Genomic DNA, 17,034 nt, shown 5'->3' with positions numbered 1-17,034 from the left:
GGGCGGGGGGGGCGGCCGGCTCCAGCCCCCCGCCGGGCCGGGCCGGGCCCCCCCCCCCCGGCCGGAACACGGGGGAGCGGGTGCTCAGTTCACCGCTGCGGGGGTGTCGGCGACCGGGCCGGAGGGTGCCTCGGCGAGCGGACCGGCGGGCTCGGCGGTGGGCGCCGCCGGGGCTGCCGCCGGGGCCACGACGGTCCGGACGACGGGGGACACGGCCCCGCCGCCGACGACCCGCAGGGTGTTCTCGCCGGTCATACCGAGCTTCACCCGCATGCTGTACGCGCCGCTCGGCGCCGTCCTGATGGTGGCGGGCAGCGCCACCCAGCGGTCGCCCTGCCGCTGCTGGAGGGTGACCGGGGTGCCGGAGGCGATGTTCCTGGCGGAGCCGTGGACACGGAACTCCTCCCAGGCCGCCACCGTGCGCGCGGTCGCGTGGGCGGAGAGGGCCGGACGCGTGGCCAGGTCCTGGGCGCGCTCCCCGGACGGCGGTGCGGGGACGCCGGACGACGCCGCGGCCCCGCCCGCCGCTCCGGCGAGCACCACCGCCGTGAGCAGGGCTGCCGCCGACGCGCGCCTGAATCGGTCCATGACTGGCTCTCCTTCGTGCCCGACGCGACCGGTGAGATCGACGTGGTGGGATCGGCTTCGGAGTGCCAAACCTAGACAGTGTTCACATAATCCTCACGCAGGGACACGCGGTCAGAAACGCAGGACCGCCGCCAGCCGCCCGTGGTGCGCCAGCGAGCCGTCCGCCACGAAGGCGACCTCGCAGCCCTTGTCCAGTGCCGCTTCGACGAGTTCGTCGACGATGTCCTCGCGGACGTGCCCGTCCCCGCCCGTGGCGGACTCCGGGCCCACGGGCTCCAGGTGGCCGTCGGTCACCCTGACCGTCTCGTCGAAGTGCTCCTCGACCGCGACCAGTCCGGCCCGGCCCTCCCGGACGGCCAGCCACACCTCGTCGAGCCCGCCGGCGAAGGAGCGGCTGCCGTGGGCGTCGTCCAGCCGGCGCCGGATCCGGGAGGCGGTCTGCTCCCGCCAGTCGGCCAGGGCGGGGCCCAGCTCCCTGAGCAGTTCGGGCGCGGTGGTGGCCGCCGTCGTGCCCTTCGCGGTCCTGCCCACGGCCCGCTTCGCGCTCTCGCCGACCTCGTCGAGCAGCGAGAGCGCGGGTGCCGGGCCCACCAGGAACAGCGGGCGCGGATCGGCCGCCAGGACCGCGCGCAGCCCGTCGTCGACGGTGCGCAGGAAGGTGCGGGCGTCCTCGCTGCTGTACGTGCTCGGGGTGTCCCCGATCCGCTCCTCGCGCTGCGGGTTCGGCGCCTCGTGCGGGGCGGTGAGCGGGAAGCCGTCCCTCCGCTCGGGGCGCAGCCCCTCGCCCGTGCCGGAGAACAGGGCGGCGTGCTCGGCGGACAGGCTCAGGACCCAGAACGCACGCGCCCCCGCCTTCGCCGCGACCAGATTGCGGGTGAGGTAGCTGTCGCTCAGGACCACCCGCTCCGGTGTGGTGCGCGGGAGCTGCCAGATCCGGTACTCCCCGGCGTCGGCGAGGACGACCAGTGACTCCAGGGCGCGGCGCTGGTCCACCTCGGCCACCGCCCGGTCGAGCTGTGCCTTCACCGCGTCGCGGGCCTCGCGGGTCACCCGGGGGTCGGCGTCCAGCCGGCTGCCGGCCTCGGCGACGAGGTTCCGCAGCCGCACGGCGTCCTGGGCGTTGTCCGGTGCGCGGCGGTGGGTCGGCATCGTCAGGGACAGGGCCGGATAGGGCCGGGTCGCGCGAAGTTCCTGCAACAGGGCGGGCGTCAGCGCGTCCGTGTCCATCGTTCCCTCCGGGGGTTCGGGGTCCGCGGTGCCGGGGCCGCCCCCTGGTGCGGAGCGGGTCGCTCGACGAGTCAATTCATACCTTTTGATCCTAATATGGGCGAGTTGTTCGTACCGTTCCGGAGGTGTACGCGATGTCCACGCTCACCGTGGGGAAGTGCCGGACGGCCGACGGCGCGGAGAACGTCGGGACGGCCCTGAAGTCCCTCCTGAGGGAGGGAGCCCTCGAGATCGTCGACGATGCCGTCGACACCGGGGCCGGACGCCGGGTGACGTCCGGGCCGCCGGCGCTGTTCCCGCTCACGCCGGACGAGGTGCCCGGCCGCGTCGGCGAGGTGCTGCCGGCCGGCGGCGTCGAGCTCCCGCACGGCGACCTCGGCCCCGAGCGCGAGGCCGCGCTGCGCGAGATCTCCGGCGACGAGGCCGGATGACGGGGCGGGGGCGGTTCCCCGCGGGGGCCGCGCGGCGTCCGGCGGGCGCCGCGTGAGCGCGTCGGACGCCGTCACCGACGCGCTGCACGACCTTCACGCACGCTTCGCCGGTGTGCGCGAGGGCCGGCGGGCCGACTACATCCCGGAGCTGACCAGGTCCGATCCGGACGACTTCGGGATCGCCCTGGTGAGCATGGACGGGCACGCCTACGGTGCGGGCGCCGCGGACACCCCCTTCACCCTGCAGTCGGTGTCCAAGCCCTTCGTCCACGCCCTCGCGCTCGCCTCGCTCGGCCTCGACGAGGTGAGCCGCTGGGTGGGCGCCGAACCGAGCGGCGAGGCGTTCAACGCCATCAGCCTGGAGCCCGGCACCGGCCGGCCGGCCAACGCGATGGTCAACGCCGGCGCCATCGTCACCACCGCCCTGATCCCCGACAGCCCCGCGGAGCCCGCGTTCCGGCGCATCCTGACCTGCCTGAGCCGGTTCGCCGGACGGAGACTGGAGGTGGACGAGGACGTCTACGGCTCCGAGGCCGCGACCGGGGACCGCAACCGCGCGCTCGCCTATCTGATCCGCAGCGCGGGGACCCTGCCCGTCGACCCGGTCGCGGCGGTGGACACCTACTTCAGGCAGTGCGCCGTGCGGGCCACGGCCGTCGACCTCGCGGTGATGGCCGCGACCCTCGCCCACGGCGGGGTCAACCCCGTCACCGGGGAGCGGGTGGTCTCCCCCGGGGTGGCGGCCCAGGTCCTCGCCGTCATGGCCACCTGCGGGATGTACGACGCCTCCGGCGACTGGCTGCTCCGCGTCGGCCTGCCCGCCAAGAGCGGTGTCTCCGGCGGGCTGCTCGCCGCCGGCCCGGCCCGCTTCGGCCTGGCCGCCTACAGCCCGCTCCTGGACGCGACGGGAACCTCGGTGCGCGGCCGCGCCGCGCTCGGCGCGCTCTCGGAGCACCTCGGGCTCCACCTCATGCGGAACCCCGCACTGCCGGGCTCCACCGTCACCCTGGTCACCACCGCCGATGTGCTGCCCTCGGCGCCGTCCGGCCGGCGCGAGCGCGCGCTGCACGGACGGGTGGGTGTCGTCGCCGCCCAGGGCGCCCTCGACTCCACGGCCGCCGAGCGCGTGCTGTACGCGCTCGACGAGTCGGGCTCGCCGGACGCCGGCCCGGTGGTGCTCGACCTGCGGGAGGTCACCGGCGCCGACTCCGACGCCCTCGCCCTGCTGCACGCGGGCCTCGCCCGGCTCGTCCGGGAGGGGCGGCGCGCCGCCGTCGTCGATCCGGACGGCCGGCTCGGTGATCCCGCCCGGATCCGCGAGCGGACCGGCCAGGACCTGCCGCGCTTCGGCTCCCGAGAGGAAGCCGCCGAGCACTGCGCGTGGGCCGTGGCCGGTCCGGACTGAGCCGCCGGCCTACCAGATGGCCTCGACCCACTCGGGGTGGTCGACGAACGGGTTCCGGTTGTGCTGGAACCGGTCGAATATGACGTCGTTGCGGTTCTTCTCGAAGCTGTCCGGCGGGTCCTCCTGGCTCCACTGCTTCAGCACGGAGAGCCGTCCGATGTTCGGGGCCGACCCGTTGCTCACGCGGTCGTTCGGCTCCAGGTCGGCGAAGGCGTCGTCGCCCTCGTACCGCACCGCCATGTAGAGGATCATGCGGGCCACGTCCCCCTTGACCGCGTCGCGCGGTTCGAAGGAGTCGCTGTCGGTGTAGTTGCCGGGCGCTCCGGAGACGGCGCTGCCCCCGTTGTCGAAGTCCTTGTTGCCGCGGACGGAGTTCACCTGCACGTCCTCGGGGCGCAGGTGGTGGATGTCGGTGCCGGGGCCGGTCGAGGTGCCGAAGTCGCCGTGGGACTTGGCCCACACGTGCTCCCGGTTCCAGTCGCCGGTGTTGCCCCCGTTCTCGTTCTTGGACTGGGAGCGGCCGCTGTACAGGAGGATCACGTTGGACGAGTTCGCCGGGTCCTCGTCGGTCGCCTTGAGGGCGTCCCAGACCTGGCTGTAGGAGAGCTTGGTCTGATCGCTGATGATCGTGTGCAGGGAGCTCTTGAGCGCGGTGCCGGTCTTGCCGAGGGCGTCCTGGTAGTAGGTGTCGTCGAGGGCGGTGTCCGCCGCGCCCGCCGTCGGGGTGGCGGCCGGTGCGGCGGACGCGACGGCGGTGAGCACGGCGATCGAGGCGGCGGTGGCGAGCAGTGGACGCGCGTAGAAACGGCGACGACTGGACATGGGGGTGTCCTCTCCGGGTGACGGAACGGTGTCGTGAGGGCCGGGCGTTGGCTGTTCCGTCGGGAGCCTTCCACACGCAGGGTGCCGGTCGTGTGAACGATGCGTATTCATCATGTGCAAGTCAAGTGACCGGTCCGTCCGCCCCTCCCCGGGCATCGGATGCGCGCACGCGGGCCCGGCGCGAGAATTGCCGCAAGGACGAGGAGGCGGTATGAGCGAAGAGCCCGAATCCCCATTCGTGTCCGCGCAGGACGTGCGGGGCGTCACCCCCGACCGGCTGCTGCACACCGGCGGCAACGACCAGCCCACGCCGGAGGACCTGGTGCTCGCCTCCGGGCGGGACCTGACCCCCGAGAGCCTGGAATGGGCGCAGCGCAGGCTCTCGGAGGAGGGCCGCTCCGCCATGGACAAGCGGCTCCCGTAGCACCGGGCCGGCCCCACGGGCGGGGAGTGCGCGAGGCGCTCCCCGCCCCTCGGCTAGCCTGAACGCCATATGAACCGTTTGACGACGTCACAGGGCGAATTCGATCTCGCCCGCCATCCCGCGAACCCGCGCGATCCCCTCCGTGCGTGGGACGCCGCCGACGAGTACCTGCTGCGGCGGCTGGAGGGGGCGGAGGGGAGCGAGCCGATCCGTCCGTCCGGCACCGTCGCCGTGCTCGGGGACCGCTGGGGCGCCCTCACCACAGCGCTGGCCGCCCACCACCCGGTCCAGATCACCGACTCGTACCTCGCGCGGGAGGCCACCCGGTCCAACCTCCTGCGCAACGGCGCCGACCCCGGCTCCGTGCGCCTGCTGTCGGTGCGCGACGCGCCGCCGGAGCGGGTCGACCTGCTGCTCGTACGGGTGCCCAAGAGCCTCGCCCTCCTGGAGGACCAGCTCCACCGGCTCGCACCCGCCGTGCACGCCGGGACCGTCGTCGTCGGCACCGGCATGGTCAAGGAGATCCACACCTCCACCCTCAAGCTGTTCGAGCGGATCATCGGGCCCACCCGCACCTCCCTCGCGGTGAAGAAGGCGCGGCTCATCCACTGCACCCCGGACCCCGCGCTGCCCCGGACCCCCAGCCCCTGGCCGTACCGCTACGACCTGCCGGACGACACCGGGACGGTCGCGGGCCGTACCGTCACCAACCACGCCGGGATCTTCTGCGCCGAGCGTCTGGACATCGGCACCCGCTTCTTCCTCAAACACCTCCCGGCCCGGACGGGGCCCGACCGGGTCGTCGACCTCGGCTGCGGGAACGGAGTGGTGGGCCTGGCCGCCGCACTCGCCAACCCGGGCGCGGCCGTCACCTTCGTCGACGAGTCGTACCAGGCCGTCGCCTCCGCCGAGGCGACCTTCCGCGACAACACCGGACCGGAGGCCGAGGCCCGGTTCCTCGTCGGTGACGGGATGACCGGCATCGCCCCGGCGAGCGTGGACCTGGTCCTGTGCAACCCGCCGTTCCACTCGCACCAGGCGGTCACCGACGCCACCGCCCGCACCATGTTCCACGGGGCGCGCACCTCGCTGCGCCAGGGCGGCGAACTGTGGGTCGTCGGCAACCGCCACCTCGGCTACCACACCCAGCTCCGCCGGATCTTCGGCAACTGCGTGACCGTCGCCGGGGACCCGAAGTTCGTCGTCCTGCGGGCCGTCAAGCGCTGATCCGGGTCAGGGGAGGTCGTCCCGGCCCAGCCAGGACGGCACCTCGGGCACCCCGGCGTCCCAGGCGGGCGGGGGACCGGGCTCCGGCGCGGGTTCCGCCCGCTGCGGCGCGTCCGCCATCTCCGTCCGCTGCGCCGGCACCTCCGGCTCCGCGGCGGCCGGCTCGGGGGCCGCGCTGTCGTACACCTGCTCGGCCACCGAGAACCGGCAGTGCCAGGGCTGCCAGACCCCCTCCAGGACCAGCAGGAAGCCGTCCGCCTCCCGGTACAGCGTCCGGCGCTTCGGGTTCGCCGGGTGGACCGGCTCGAAGCGCTCGGCCCGCACCCGGAGGGCCGCGAGCGCCTCCTCGCGCGTCCCCTCCACGTGGCCCAATACGCCGACCGACCACATCCGCCCCTGCCGGCCGTACCCGAGGTTCTGTTCGACGACCATTCCCCAACGGGGCACAGCCCCACCCCTCCCCGGAACACGCGCGGCCGCGGTGTGCGGGTGACCGTGCGGGACGCCATCCTACGAGCCGTGATCCTCACGGCACGGCGGTGCCCGGCACCACGACCCGCCGGGGCCGCGGCCGCACCGCGGCACGGCGGCGGAGGCGTCCGCCGTTCCGGCACTCCGCGCGGACGGGGACGCGGTCCCCGGCCCGGCCCCGTACCCACTCCGCGGACGGGCAGCCATACTGGACGGTCCGGGGCGGATGCGACGGCACGGACGGCGGAACAGCGGAACAACGGGGGCGACACCAGGCGATGGCGGACACCAGGCTGATCCAGAGCCGGTACCGGCTGCTCGATCTGATCGGGCGCGGAGGCATGGGCGAGGTGTGGCGTGCGCGCGACGAGTCCCTGGGCCGGCAGGTGGCGGTCAAGTGCCTGAAACCGATGGGGCCCCAGCACGACGAGGCCTTCACCCGCGTACTGCGGGAACGCTTCCGCCGCGAGGCCCGGGTGGCGGCGGCGCTCCAGCACCGCGGGGTCACCGTCGTCCACGACTTCGGTGAGTCGGACGGCGTCCTCTACCTCGTCATGGAGCTCCTGGAAGGGCGCAACCTCAGCCAGCTCCTGGAGGACAACGAACAGCACCCGCTGCCGGTGGCCGACGTCGTCGACATCGCGGACCAGGTCGCCGACGCCCTCGGCTACACCCACCGGCAGGGCATCGTGCACCGGGACCTCAAGCCCGCCAACATCATGCGGCTCGACGACGGCACGGTGAAGATCTGCGACTTCGGCATCGCGCGGCTCGGCCACGACATCGGCGTCAGCTCCCGCCTCACCGGGAACGGCGTCGCCATGGGCACCCCGCACTACATGTCGCCCGAGCAGATCAGCGGCGAGGAGGTCGACCACCGCAGCGACCTCTACTCCCTGGGCTGTGTGCTCTACGAGATCGCCACGGGCGTACCGCCGTTCGACATGGAGGACGCCTGGTCGGTACTCGTCGGACACCGCGACACCGCGCCCCGGCCGCCGCGCACCCACCGCGAGGGCCTCCCCGGCTTCCTCGACGAGGTCGTCCTGGACCTGCTGGCCAAGACCCCCGAGGAGCGGCCGGCCGACGCGGGCGACCTGCGCCGGCGCATCGCCCACGGACGCGCCGCCGGACAGCCGCAGGACGTGCGGGCCCACCCCGCCCCGCACGTCCCGGAGCCCCGCCCCGAGGAAGGGACCCCCGGACTTCCCTCCTGGGCCCGCGACATGACCGCCGGTCACCCGGTCACCGCCACCGAGGACGCCGACGGGGCCGCCGTCGAACAGGCCACCGTGCTGACCGCCACCTGGACCACGGGGACCGGTCGGACCGGTACCGGCGGTGCCCCGTGCCCAGGACCGGAACGCCCCGCGCCGACCCCCGCCGTGCTCGCCGCCCTCGCCGGCCGGCACAGCGCGGGCCTCAACCTGGGGCGGCTGGGCCACTGGGAGGAAGCCGTCGAGGTGCACCGGGCGGTCGCCACCGAACGCGAACACCTGCTAGGCCCCGACCACCCCGACACCCTCGCCAGCAGGTACGAGGCCGGATTCAGCCTCAGCCGCACCGGACATCCCGCCGACGCGCTCCGCGCGTTCGGCCGGGTCGCCGAGGGCCGCGCACGCACCCTGGGAGCCGACCACCCCGAGACCCTCGCGGCCCGGCAGGAGACCGCGTACGTCCTCGGCCAGCTCGACCGGCACTTCGAGGCCCACCAGATCTACGCCGAGGTGCTCGCCGCACGCGAACGCTCCATGGGGCCGGACCACCCCGACACCCTGCGCTGCCGCCACAACCTGGCCTTCAACCTCAGCCGGCTGGGCCGCCCGGAGGACTCGTACCGCATGGCCCGGGAGGTCGCGGACGACCGCGCCCGCCTGCTCGGGCCGACGCACCGGGACACCCTCGCCACGCTGTACGAAGTGGCCTGCACCCTGGGGCGGCTGGACCGCTGGGCCGAAGCCCTGGAGACCTACCGCGAGGTCGTGGAGGCCCGCGCCGCCACCCTCGGCGCCGACCACCCCGACACACTCTCCGCGCGCTACGAGGTGGGCATCAGCCTCGGACGCCTGGACCGCGGCGCCGAGGCCCTCGACCTCTACCGCGAGCTGGTCGAGGACCGCACCAGGGCCGACGGCCCCACCGGCCCGGAGACGCTCCGCGCCCGGCACGGCCTGGGCGTCAGCCTGGGCCGGCTGGCGCGCTGGGACGAGGCGCTCGCCGAGGCGCGCGAGGTCTGCGCGCTCCGGGAACGCACCCTGGGCCCCGAGCACCCGGACACGCTCGTCAGCCGCCGCGAGGTGGCCGTCGGCCTGGGCTGGCTGGGCCGCTGGGCCGACGCGCTCACCGACTACCGCACCGTCGCCGAGATCCGCGAGCGCACCCTGGGCGCCGGCCACCCGGACACCCTCGCGAGCCGCAACGACCAGGCGCACTGCCTGGAGCAGCTCGGCCGCGGCGCCGAGGCCGCCGACGTCTACCGCAGGGCCGCCGACCTCCGCCGGCTGCGCGAGGGATCGGCGCCCTGAACGCCCTGCCGCACGCGAGGGCGGCACGGGGCGTCAGACCGGGCCGCCCCGCGCCCCGGGCACGGCTCTCAGCGGTCCGCGCCCCTTGCCCGCGGACGGCCCGCGACGGTCCGCGCCCCTGTCGGGGGACGGCCGGCGCGTGTTACGAAGGAGCATGTCCGCACACGAGACACCCCCCGCCGGCACCCCCGCACGCACCTCCTACGACGCGGTCGTCGTCGGCGGCGGTCACAACGGCCTGGTCGCCGCCGCCTACCTCGCCCGCGCCGGACAGAGCGTCCTGGTCCTGGAGCGTCTGGGCACCACCGGAGGCGCGGCCGTGTCGACCCGGCCCTTCGACGGGGTCGACGCGCGGCTCTCCCGCTACTCCTACCTCGTCTCGCTGCTGCCGCAGAAGATCGTCCGCGAGCTCGGCCTGGACTTCGCGGTCCGCAAGCGCACCGTCTCCTCGTACACCCCGGCGGTGCGCGGCGGCCGGCCCACCGGGCTGCTCGTCGGCGGCGCGGGCACCCGGGACTCCTTCACCGCGCTCACCGGCGACGACCGGGAGTACGAAGCGTGGCAGCGCTTCTACGGGATGACCCAGCGGGTCGCCGAGCGGGTGTTCCCGACCCTCACCGAACCCCTACCGTCCCGCGCGGACCTGCGGACGCGCCTCGACGACACGGACGCCTGGCGCACCCTGTTCGAGGAGCCGATCGGCGTCGCCGTCGAGGAGAACTTCGCCGACGACCTCGTCCGCGGCGTCGTCCTCACCGACGCCCTGATCGGCACCTTCGCCGACGCCCACGACCCGTCCCTGCTCCAGAACCGCTGCTTCCTCTACCACGTGATCGGCAATTCCACGGGCGACTGGGACGTCCCGGTCGGCGGCATGGGCGCGCTCACCGACGCCCTGGCCGGAGCGGCCCGCGCGGCGGGCGCCGAGATCCGCGTCCGGCACGAGGCGACCCGCGTCGAGACCGACGGCACCCACGCCGAGGTCACCGTCCGCACACCCGACGGAGAGCAGGTGATCGGCGCACGCCGGGTCCTGGTCAACGCCTCGCCGCAGGCCCTGGCAGCCCTCCTCGGCGAGGAGCCGCCGCCGCCCGCGGAAGGCGCCCAGCTGAAGGTGAACATGCTGCTCACGCGGCTGCCGCAGCTCCGCGACCGGTCCGTCGACCCGCACCGGGCGTTCGCCGGCACCTTCCACATCGCCGAGGGGTACGGACAACTGGCCACCGCCTACCGTGAGGCCGCCGCCGGACGTCCGCCCACCGCCCCGCCGTCGGAGATCTACTGCCACTCGCTGACCGACCCCTCGATCCTCGGTCCCGACCTCGCCGCCCGCGGCTACCAGACCCTCACCCTGTTCGGTCTGCACACCCCCGCCCGGCTGTTCACCGCCGACAACGCGACGACGCGCGACGCGCTGCTCACGGCGACGCTGGCCGAACTCGACGCGCACCTGGAGGAGCCGATCCTCGACTGCCTCGCGCTCGACGCCGACGGCAGGCCGTGCATCGAGGCGAAGACCCCACTGGACCTGGAGCGTGACCTGAGGCTGCCCGGCGGCCACATCTTCCACCGGGACCTGTCCTTCCCGTACGCCACCGAGGAGACGGGCCGCTGGGGCGTGGAGACCGCACACACCAACGTCCTGCTCTGCGGAGCCGGCGCGGTCCGCGGGGGCGGGGTCAGCGGGGTGCCCGGCCACAACGCCGCCATGGCGGCGCTGGGCCGCTGACCGCCGTCCCTTCCGTCCGCCCCTCCCGGCGGGAGGCCCGCGGGCTGAGCCCCTACGGCCTTACGCCCTCCGCCTGTGGGGTGCGACCCGTGAGATCGATGTGATCCGCGTGATCCGTGCGATCGATGTGATCCGTACGGCCCGTGCCACCGGCTTCCGGGGCCGCGCTCCGGAACGTACGATCCGCCCGCGACCGCCCCGGTCGCTCGCTCCCGGCACGAGGGCGTGCGGGGACCCGCTCCCCGGGCCCGTGCACGCCCTCGGGGGTGCGGTCTCAGCCGCCGATGAGGGAGAGGCCGAGGACGACCCCGGCGGAGACCGTCACCCTGCCGGGGGTGAGGTCGCCCTCGCCGTCACCGTCATGGCGACCGCTGTGGCCGCGGTAGTTCTGCACCTGTTCGGCGTCGACGTCCGCGATGTGGATCACGGGCCCGAGGCGCGCTCCGGCCGCCTCCGCGTACAGGGCCGCCTTCTCCCGGGCCGCGGTCACGGCCGCCGTGCGGGCCCGGGCGCGCAGTTCCGCCTTCGCGTGGACATCGAACTCGACACCCCTGACCTCGTTGGCCCCGGCGTCCACCACGTCGACGAGCACCGTCTCCAGGGCGTCCAGATCCCGCAGTTCGATCACGAAGGAGGCCGTGCACTCGTAACCCACGAACGTGCGCTCGCTGCCGTAGCTCCACTGCGACGACAGGTTCAGCCGTGAGGTGGAGACGGCCGTGTCCGGCACCCCGTGCCGGCGCAGGGCCTCACGGATCCGGTTCACTCCGGTCCGGGTGGCGGCGAACGCCTCGCCCGGCTTGTTCTCGGTCTGCGTGATCGCCAGGCGCAGACGCGCCAGGTCCGGAGCGGCGTCCACGCTCGCCGCTCCGAACACCGACACGCCCCACGGGCTGTCTATGGACTGGGTTCCGTTCATACCGGTCATCCAACCAGCCGGGATCGGCTCAATCCGCGGAAACGGTCCAGCCCGTCGCCTCGATGCGCCCCGCGTCGCGGGGCCGGTCGCCGTCGAAGAGCGTCCGGCCGCCGTCCTCCACCCGGACCTCGTCCAGGTAGGCGCCGCGTCCGACGTACCGCTGATCGGTGACGTACCGCCAACGCAGACGCACCTCCGTGCCCCGCCAGGACTTCAGGTCGGCCTCGGCCCGGTGCCAGACGCGGCCCGACCAGCCGGACACCGTTCCGTCCGGACGGGGCACCGGCTCTCCGGACCCGCTGCCCCGCTCCGGCGCGGTGGTGAAGGGCACCGGCCGCCAGGTCGCTCCGGAGTCCGACGAGGCCTCCAGACGCAGTACGTCCGATTCCGGCTCCGTGTCCCACCAGAGGGCGCAGCTCAGCGAGGTGCGCGAGGAGACCGGGCGCAGTGCGGGCAGGGTGAGCGTCGCGGTGGTGGCGCTCGCCATGCCGGAGAACCAGGCGGTACGGCCCCGTGCCGGGCGGACGGGCACCGCGCGTGCCATCCGGTCGGCCGTGGCGAGGCGCGGGGCACTGCCCGAACGCCATGTGCGCACCGGATGGACGGAGTTGCCCAGCACGATCAGGAAGGAGTCGGTCGTCGGGTCGAGGACCAGGCTCGTACCGGTGAAACCCGTGTGCCCCGCGGTGCGCGGGGTAGCCATCGCCCCCATGTACCAGTGCTGGTAGAGCTCGAAGCCCAGTCCGTGCGCATCGCCGGGGAAGGCGGTGTTGAAGTCGGTGAACAGGAGCTCCACGGACTCCTCGGACAGGATCCGGGACCTGCCGTAGACGCCCCCGTTGAGCAGGGTGCGCGCCAGCACGGCCAGGTCCCAGGCGCAGGAGAACACCCCCGCGTGCCCCGCCACCCCGCCCAGACCGTACGCGTTCTCGTCGTGGACCTCGCCCCAGACCAGTCCGCGTTCCAGCCCCGACCAGGGCAGCCGGCAGTCCTCGGTCGCCGCGATCTTCGGCTTCCACGAGGCGGGCGGGTTGTACCGGGTGCGGTGCATCCCGAGCGGAGCGGTGATCTCCTCGCGGAGCAGGACGTCCTGGGTACGGCCGGTGATCTTCTCCAGGATCAGCTGCAAGGAGATCAGGTTGAGATCGGAGTAGAGGTACGCCGTGCCGGGAGCCGAGGCCGGTGCCTCCTTCCAGATCAGACGCAGCATCCCCTCCCGTGTCGGCTCCTTGTAGAGCGGGATCCAGGCCCGGAAGCCGGACGTGTGGGTGAGCAGCTGACGCACCGTGACGTCCTGTTTCCCGCCCCCTCCGAACTCGGGGAGGTAGGAGGTGACGCGGGCCTCCAGTTCCAGTGCGCCGCGCTCGATCTGCTGAACGGCGAGGATCGAGGTGAACAGCTTGGACACGGAGGCCAGGTCGAAGACGGTGTCCTCGGCCATCGCGATCTGCTGGTCCGGCGGGAACTCCACCCCCGTGTCGGTCGTCTCGTCGTACGCCGCGTAGCGCACCGCATGCCCGATCGGACGGTGCAGGGCGACGGTCCCGCCCCGGCCGGCGAGGAGGACCGCACCCGCGTACCAGGGGTGGGCGGGGGAGTCGGCGAGGTACGTCTCCGCATCGCCGACGAGCAGGTCGAGCTGGTCCGGCAGCAGACCCGCACGCCGGGCCGACCCGCGACGCAGCGTCGGCCGGCCCTGCCCTGATCCCATGTCCGTCCCGGTTCCCGATGCCGTGCCGGGGGCTCCGCCGCCCGGCGACCGCGCACCCCGCTCGGCACCGGACGCCGCTCCCGCGGCACCCGCGAACGGGATCGGAGCGAGAGCGAGTGCTCCGCCCAGCGCCAGTATCCCGCCGCCCGCCCTCCGACGGCTCATTCCCCGTCCCGACACGTCACCGGCCATCCGGAACCCCTTCCCCTCACGCCGAAAGCACCTGCGCGAAAGTAACTTTCGAAATCTCGTACGGTGATGAAACTTCCTGCCGAAGCAGAGATTACTGTCACCGGGGCCGCTCGTGGGGGCCCCTGACGGAACAAAGAAATGACGGAACGTCAGCACGCGATCCGGCGGGACTGCTCAGTGCGCCGGATCAGTCCGCCGGTTCCGTCCGCCGACCGGAACCGTGCAGCCACGGAACCGCCCGGTACCGTGCCGCCGGCCCCGGAACCGTTCCGCCCCTCCGGTACCGTGCCGTCGGCTCCCGCGCCGTGCCCCCGGCCGGAACCCGTCCCGCAGGGCCGGCACGGCGCGCCCGGCGGCGTCCCCCGGGCCCTCCGGGACGGGACGACACAGGCATCCCCCACCCTTGACCCCCGGCCACCCGACACCCAGGATCACGCCATGACAGGTGTACGGAGCAGCACAGTCGACGGAGTCGTGACGCGCAGCGCACGGCGCACGCCCGGACGCACCGCCCTGCGGTACGCCGAGCGGTCCTGGACCTACGCGGCCCTGGACGAGGCGGTCAGCACCGCGGCCGCCGTGCTGACCGCCGCTCACGGCCTCCGCCCCGGTGACCGGGTGGCCTCCTACGCGCACAACTCGGACGTGTACCTCATCGCCTACCTGGCCTGCGCCCGGGCCGGGCTGATCCATGTGCCGGTCAACCAGAACCTCACCGGCGAGGACCTGGCCTACATCCTCGGCCAGTCCGGCAGCGCTCTCGTCCTCACCGACCCGGATCTCGCACCGCGCGTCCCGGCCGGCCACGCCGTCCGGCCGCTGCGCGACGCACCGGACTCCCTGCTCGCGGACCTCGGCACCCCGCGGCCCTTCACCCCCGAACGCGAACCCGGCGCCGAGGACCTGGTCCAGCTGCTCTACACCTCCGGAACCACCGCCCGGCCCAAGGGCGCGATGATGACGCACGGAGCGCTGGTCCACGAGTACGTGAGCGCCGTCACGGCCCTCGACCTGCGTGCCGGAGACCTGCCCGTCCACGCGCTGCCGCTGTACCACTCCGCGCAGATGCACGTCTTCCTGATGCCGTACCTCGCGGTCGGCGCCGAGAACACGCTCCTCGACGCCCCGGACGCCGGCCGGATCTTCGACCTCGTCGAGGCCGGGCGGGCGGACAGCATCTTCGCACCGCCGACCGTCTGGATCGGTCTCGCCCATCACCCCGAGTTCGCGACCCGTGAGCTCGGAGCCCTGCGCAAGGCGTACTACGGCGCTTCGGTCATGCCGGTCCCCGTCCTGGAGCGCCTGCGTGAACGGCTGCCGGATCTGGCGTTCTACAACTGCTTCGGGCAGAGCGAGATCGGGCCGCTCGCCACGGTGCTCGGCCCCGACGAGCACGAGGGGCGGATGGATTCCTGCGGGCGTCCGGTGCTCTTCGTCGAGGCCAGGGTGGTCGACGAGCGGGGCGCGGAGGTGCCGGACGGCACGGCCGGCGAAGTCGTCTACCGTTCGCCCCAGCTGTGCCGGGGCTACTGGGACAAGCCGGAGGAGAGCGCCGAAGCCTTCCGCGACGGATGGTTCCACTCCGGCGACCTCGCCGTGCGCGACTCCGAGGGGTACTTCACGGTCGTCGACCGGGTGAAGGACGTCATCAACTCGGGCGGTGTGCTCGTCGCCTCCCGCCAGGTGGAGGACGCCCTCTACACACACCCCGCGGTGGCCGAGGCCGCCGTGGTGGGGCTGCCCGACCCACGCTGGATCGAGGCCGTCACCGCCGTCGTCGTCCTGCGGGGCGAGGCCACGGAGCCGGAGCTGATCGAGCACGCCCGAGGGGAACTCGCCCCCTTCAAGGCACCCAAGAAGGTCCTCTTCGTCGAGGAGCTCCCACGCAACGCCAGTGGAAAGATCCTCAAGCGGGAGCTGCGCGACCGCTTCTCCTGATCCGGTGCGGAGCCTGACCGGCAACCATCCCCGCCCACGCCGCACCCACCGTCCCCGGGGTGGGACGAGCCGCCGTGACGGCCCGTGCCGGGCCCCGTCCCACGCCCGGGGAGGCGCTGCCTCGCAGACCGGTCCGCGCGGGGACGGCCGGGAGCCCGCGTCCGGGCGGTGTCGTATCCACAGCGGCGGCCGGGTCCACGCGGGCGTACCTCCTGGAGGCAGGAGCCGGTGCGATCCCTCCGCGCCGGGCGGCGGCACGAGCGCAGACCCACGGACGGCCCGCCGGCCCCGGACCCGGTGGGCCGTGTCGGGACCAGGTGGCGCGCAGGTCGAACGGGTGTCCGGCGGGACCGGCATGGACGCGGCTGCCGGTCCTCCCGGTGACATCGCCGGCGGGCCGCAGCCGGACGGCGCCGGCGCGGGTGGCGGTGCGGTCCGCGATCTGCTGGGTGGCCTCGTCGGCGGTCAGGTCTTCCCGCTCGGCCGTGTGCTTCAGGTGGGCGGTGGCACCCTCGGTGACCGCGCCCCCCAGTGGAACCGCCGCGCGCAACGGCCCTCCGGCGACGGAGAATTGCGGCAACCGGACCGCGGCATGGCGGACATCGGCCCACCGCGGCAACCGGCACCGCGGGAGCCTTAGCCCGTTCGCCGCCGTGGGCATGAGTGTTCCTCAGTTCGGCACCCGCGACGCCCGCCTCGAATGACCTGGGCAAACGGTCCTCCGTCCCCCGAGGGCCGGACCCGGGCGGGTGACGCGGGGGTCGGGATCCCGTGTTGCGCAGGTGACGGACTGTCGGTTGCCTCGGTGACGGAGCACAGCAGAGGTGCCGCGCAGACGGGCCGGACCCTGCTCCCGTGGGAGGAACCACATGCGGAACACACGCATCGGTGCGGGTATCTGTCTGGCCGTGGGCATGCTCGCCCTGGCGACACCGGCCGCGGACGCGGCCGATCCCTCGGCCGAACAGACCGTTCACATCAGCCCGAAGAAGGCGCCACCGGGCTCACAGGTCACCGTCAGCACCAGAGCCTGCGGCAAGGAGAGCTACGGGAAGGGCACGTCCGAGGCGGGTGGGGCCTTCCACCTCTTCGCGGGGGACCGGGCCGGGGTTCTCGTCGGCGTGTTCGACATCCCGGCCGGGACCCGTCCGGGCACCGACACGGTCACCGTGAAGTGCCCGCCACGGATCAAGATGACGGACACCTACCGGATCGTCGACCGCGCCCCCACCGGCGGCGTCGACGCCGGCTTCGGGGCTCCCACCGGCCAGAGCACCCAGCTCGCCGCGGGTGGCGCCCTCCTCGCGGCTGCGGCGGCCGGGGGAGTGGTGAGGGTGCGCCGCAGGACCGCAGGCGCCCGTTCCTGAACGTACGAGTCCGGTCCGCGGGCCCGGAGGAGATCCACCGGCCCGGGCCCGCGGACGC

At 73.9% G+C, this 17,034-nt stretch carries 14 protein-coding genes; 8 read left to right on the top strand and 6 right to left on the bottom strand.

Annotated features, from left to right (window positions below):
- Positions 1 to 84: 84 nt before the first annotated feature.
- Both ABZ172_RS11295 and ABZ172_RS11290 read right to left on the bottom strand, forming a co-directional pair.
- The gene (locus ABZ172_RS11295; RefSeq protein WP_356882621.1) at positions 85 to 588 is read right to left on the bottom strand and encodes a hypothetical protein; all 504 of its coding nucleotides are present in this window, start codon (positions 586 to 588) and stop codon (positions 85 to 87) included.
- A 111-nt stretch (positions 589 to 699) separates the two neighbouring features.
- On the bottom strand, positions 700 to 1,815 hold the full coding sequence (locus tag ABZ172_RS11290) for a chemotaxis protein (RefSeq protein ID WP_356882619.1): 1,116 nt from the start codon (positions 1,813 to 1,815) through the stop codon (positions 700 to 702).
- A 134-nt stretch (positions 1,816 to 1,949) separates the two neighbouring features.
- Here ABZ172_RS11290 and ABZ172_RS11285 point away from each other — a divergent pair, with 134 nt between their 5' ends.
- Positions 1,950 to 2,246, top strand: coding sequence for a hypothetical protein (locus ABZ172_RS11285; RefSeq protein ID WP_356882617.1), 297 nt, complete (start codon positions 1,950 to 1,952; stop codon positions 2,244 to 2,246).
- Between the two features lie 52 nt (positions 2,247 to 2,298).
- A complete protein-coding gene (gene glsA, locus ABZ172_RS11280) occupies positions 2,299 to 3,651 on the top strand; it encodes a glutaminase A (protein ID WP_356882615.1) in 1,353 nt (450 codons plus the stop codon).
- A gap of 9 nt (positions 3,652 to 3,660) precedes the next feature.
- On the opposite strand, the gene ABZ172_RS11275 is transcribed toward glsA, so the two are convergent.
- A complete protein-coding gene (locus ABZ172_RS11275) occupies positions 3,661 to 4,473 on the bottom strand; it encodes an endonuclease (RefSeq protein WP_356882613.1) in 813 nt (270 codons plus the stop codon).
- A 211-nt stretch (positions 4,474 to 4,684) separates the two neighbouring features.
- Between ABZ172_RS11275 and ABZ172_RS11270 the strand changes: the two genes are divergently transcribed.
- Positions 4,685 to 4,897 carry a hypothetical protein gene (locus tag ABZ172_RS11270; RefSeq protein ID WP_356882611.1) on the top strand — a complete coding sequence of 71 codons (213 nt, stop codon included), beginning with the start codon at positions 4,685 to 4,687 and terminating at the stop codon, positions 4,895 to 4,897.
- A 69-nt stretch (positions 4,898 to 4,966) separates the two neighbouring features.
- A complete protein-coding gene (locus ABZ172_RS11265) occupies positions 4,967 to 6,124 on the top strand; it encodes a methyltransferase (RefSeq protein WP_356882609.1) in 1,158 nt (385 codons plus the stop codon).
- Between the two features lie 6 nt (positions 6,125 to 6,130).
- Here ABZ172_RS11265 and ABZ172_RS11260 read toward each other — a convergent pair whose 3' ends face one another.
- Positions 6,131 to 6,571, bottom strand: a complete 441-nt coding sequence (locus ABZ172_RS11260) for a hypothetical protein (protein ID WP_356882607.1) — start codon at positions 6,569 to 6,571, stop codon at positions 6,131 to 6,133.
- A 302-nt stretch (positions 6,572 to 6,873) separates the two neighbouring features.
- Between ABZ172_RS11260 and ABZ172_RS11255 the strand changes: the two genes are divergently transcribed.
- Positions 6,874 to 9,120, top strand: a complete 2,247-nt coding sequence (locus ABZ172_RS11255; protein ID WP_356882605.1) for a serine/threonine-protein kinase — start codon at positions 6,874 to 6,876, stop codon at positions 9,118 to 9,120.
- Positions 9,121 to 9,274: 154 nt separating this feature from the next.
- Positions 9,275 to 10,849, top strand: a complete 1,575-nt coding sequence (locus ABZ172_RS11250) for an NAD(P)/FAD-dependent oxidoreductase (RefSeq protein ID WP_356882603.1) — start codon at positions 9,275 to 9,277, stop codon at positions 10,847 to 10,849.
- 274 nt (positions 10,850 to 11,123) lie between these two features.
- On the opposite strand, the gene ABZ172_RS11245 is transcribed toward ABZ172_RS11250, so the two are convergent.
- Both ABZ172_RS11245 and ABZ172_RS11240 read right to left on the bottom strand, forming a co-directional pair.
- Complete coding sequence (locus ABZ172_RS11245) at positions 11,124 to 11,768, bottom strand: SIMPL domain-containing protein (RefSeq protein ID WP_356882601.1); 645 nt, start codon at positions 11,766 to 11,768, stop codon at positions 11,124 to 11,126.
- Between the two features lie 28 nt (positions 11,769 to 11,796).
- Positions 11,797 to 13,671, bottom strand: coding sequence for a serine hydrolase (locus tag ABZ172_RS11240; RefSeq protein WP_356882599.1), 1,875 nt, complete (start codon positions 13,669 to 13,671; stop codon positions 11,797 to 11,799).
- 438 nt (positions 13,672 to 14,109) lie between these two features.
- On the opposite strand from ABZ172_RS11240, the gene ABZ172_RS11235 reads away from it, so the two are divergent.
- A complete protein-coding gene (locus ABZ172_RS11235; RefSeq protein ID WP_356882597.1) occupies positions 14,110 to 15,609 on the top strand; it encodes an acyl-CoA synthetase in 1,500 nt (499 codons plus the stop codon).
- An 869-nt stretch (positions 15,610 to 16,478) separates the two neighbouring features.
- Positions 16,479 to 16,976 carry a sortase gene (locus tag ABZ172_RS11230; protein ID WP_356882595.1) on the top strand — a complete coding sequence of 166 codons (498 nt, stop codon included), beginning with the start codon at positions 16,479 to 16,481 and terminating at the stop codon, positions 16,974 to 16,976.
- Positions 16,977 to 17,034: the final 58 nt, after the last annotated feature.

It is taken from the genome of Streptomyces sp. NPDC006296 (genome assembly GCF_040613235.1).
Taxonomy (GTDB): Bacteria; Actinomycetota; Actinomycetes; order Streptomycetales; family Streptomycetaceae; genus Streptomyces.
The sequence above is the reverse complement of the archived record's forward strand: the minus strand, read 5'-3'. Positions and strand labels throughout refer to the sequence as shown.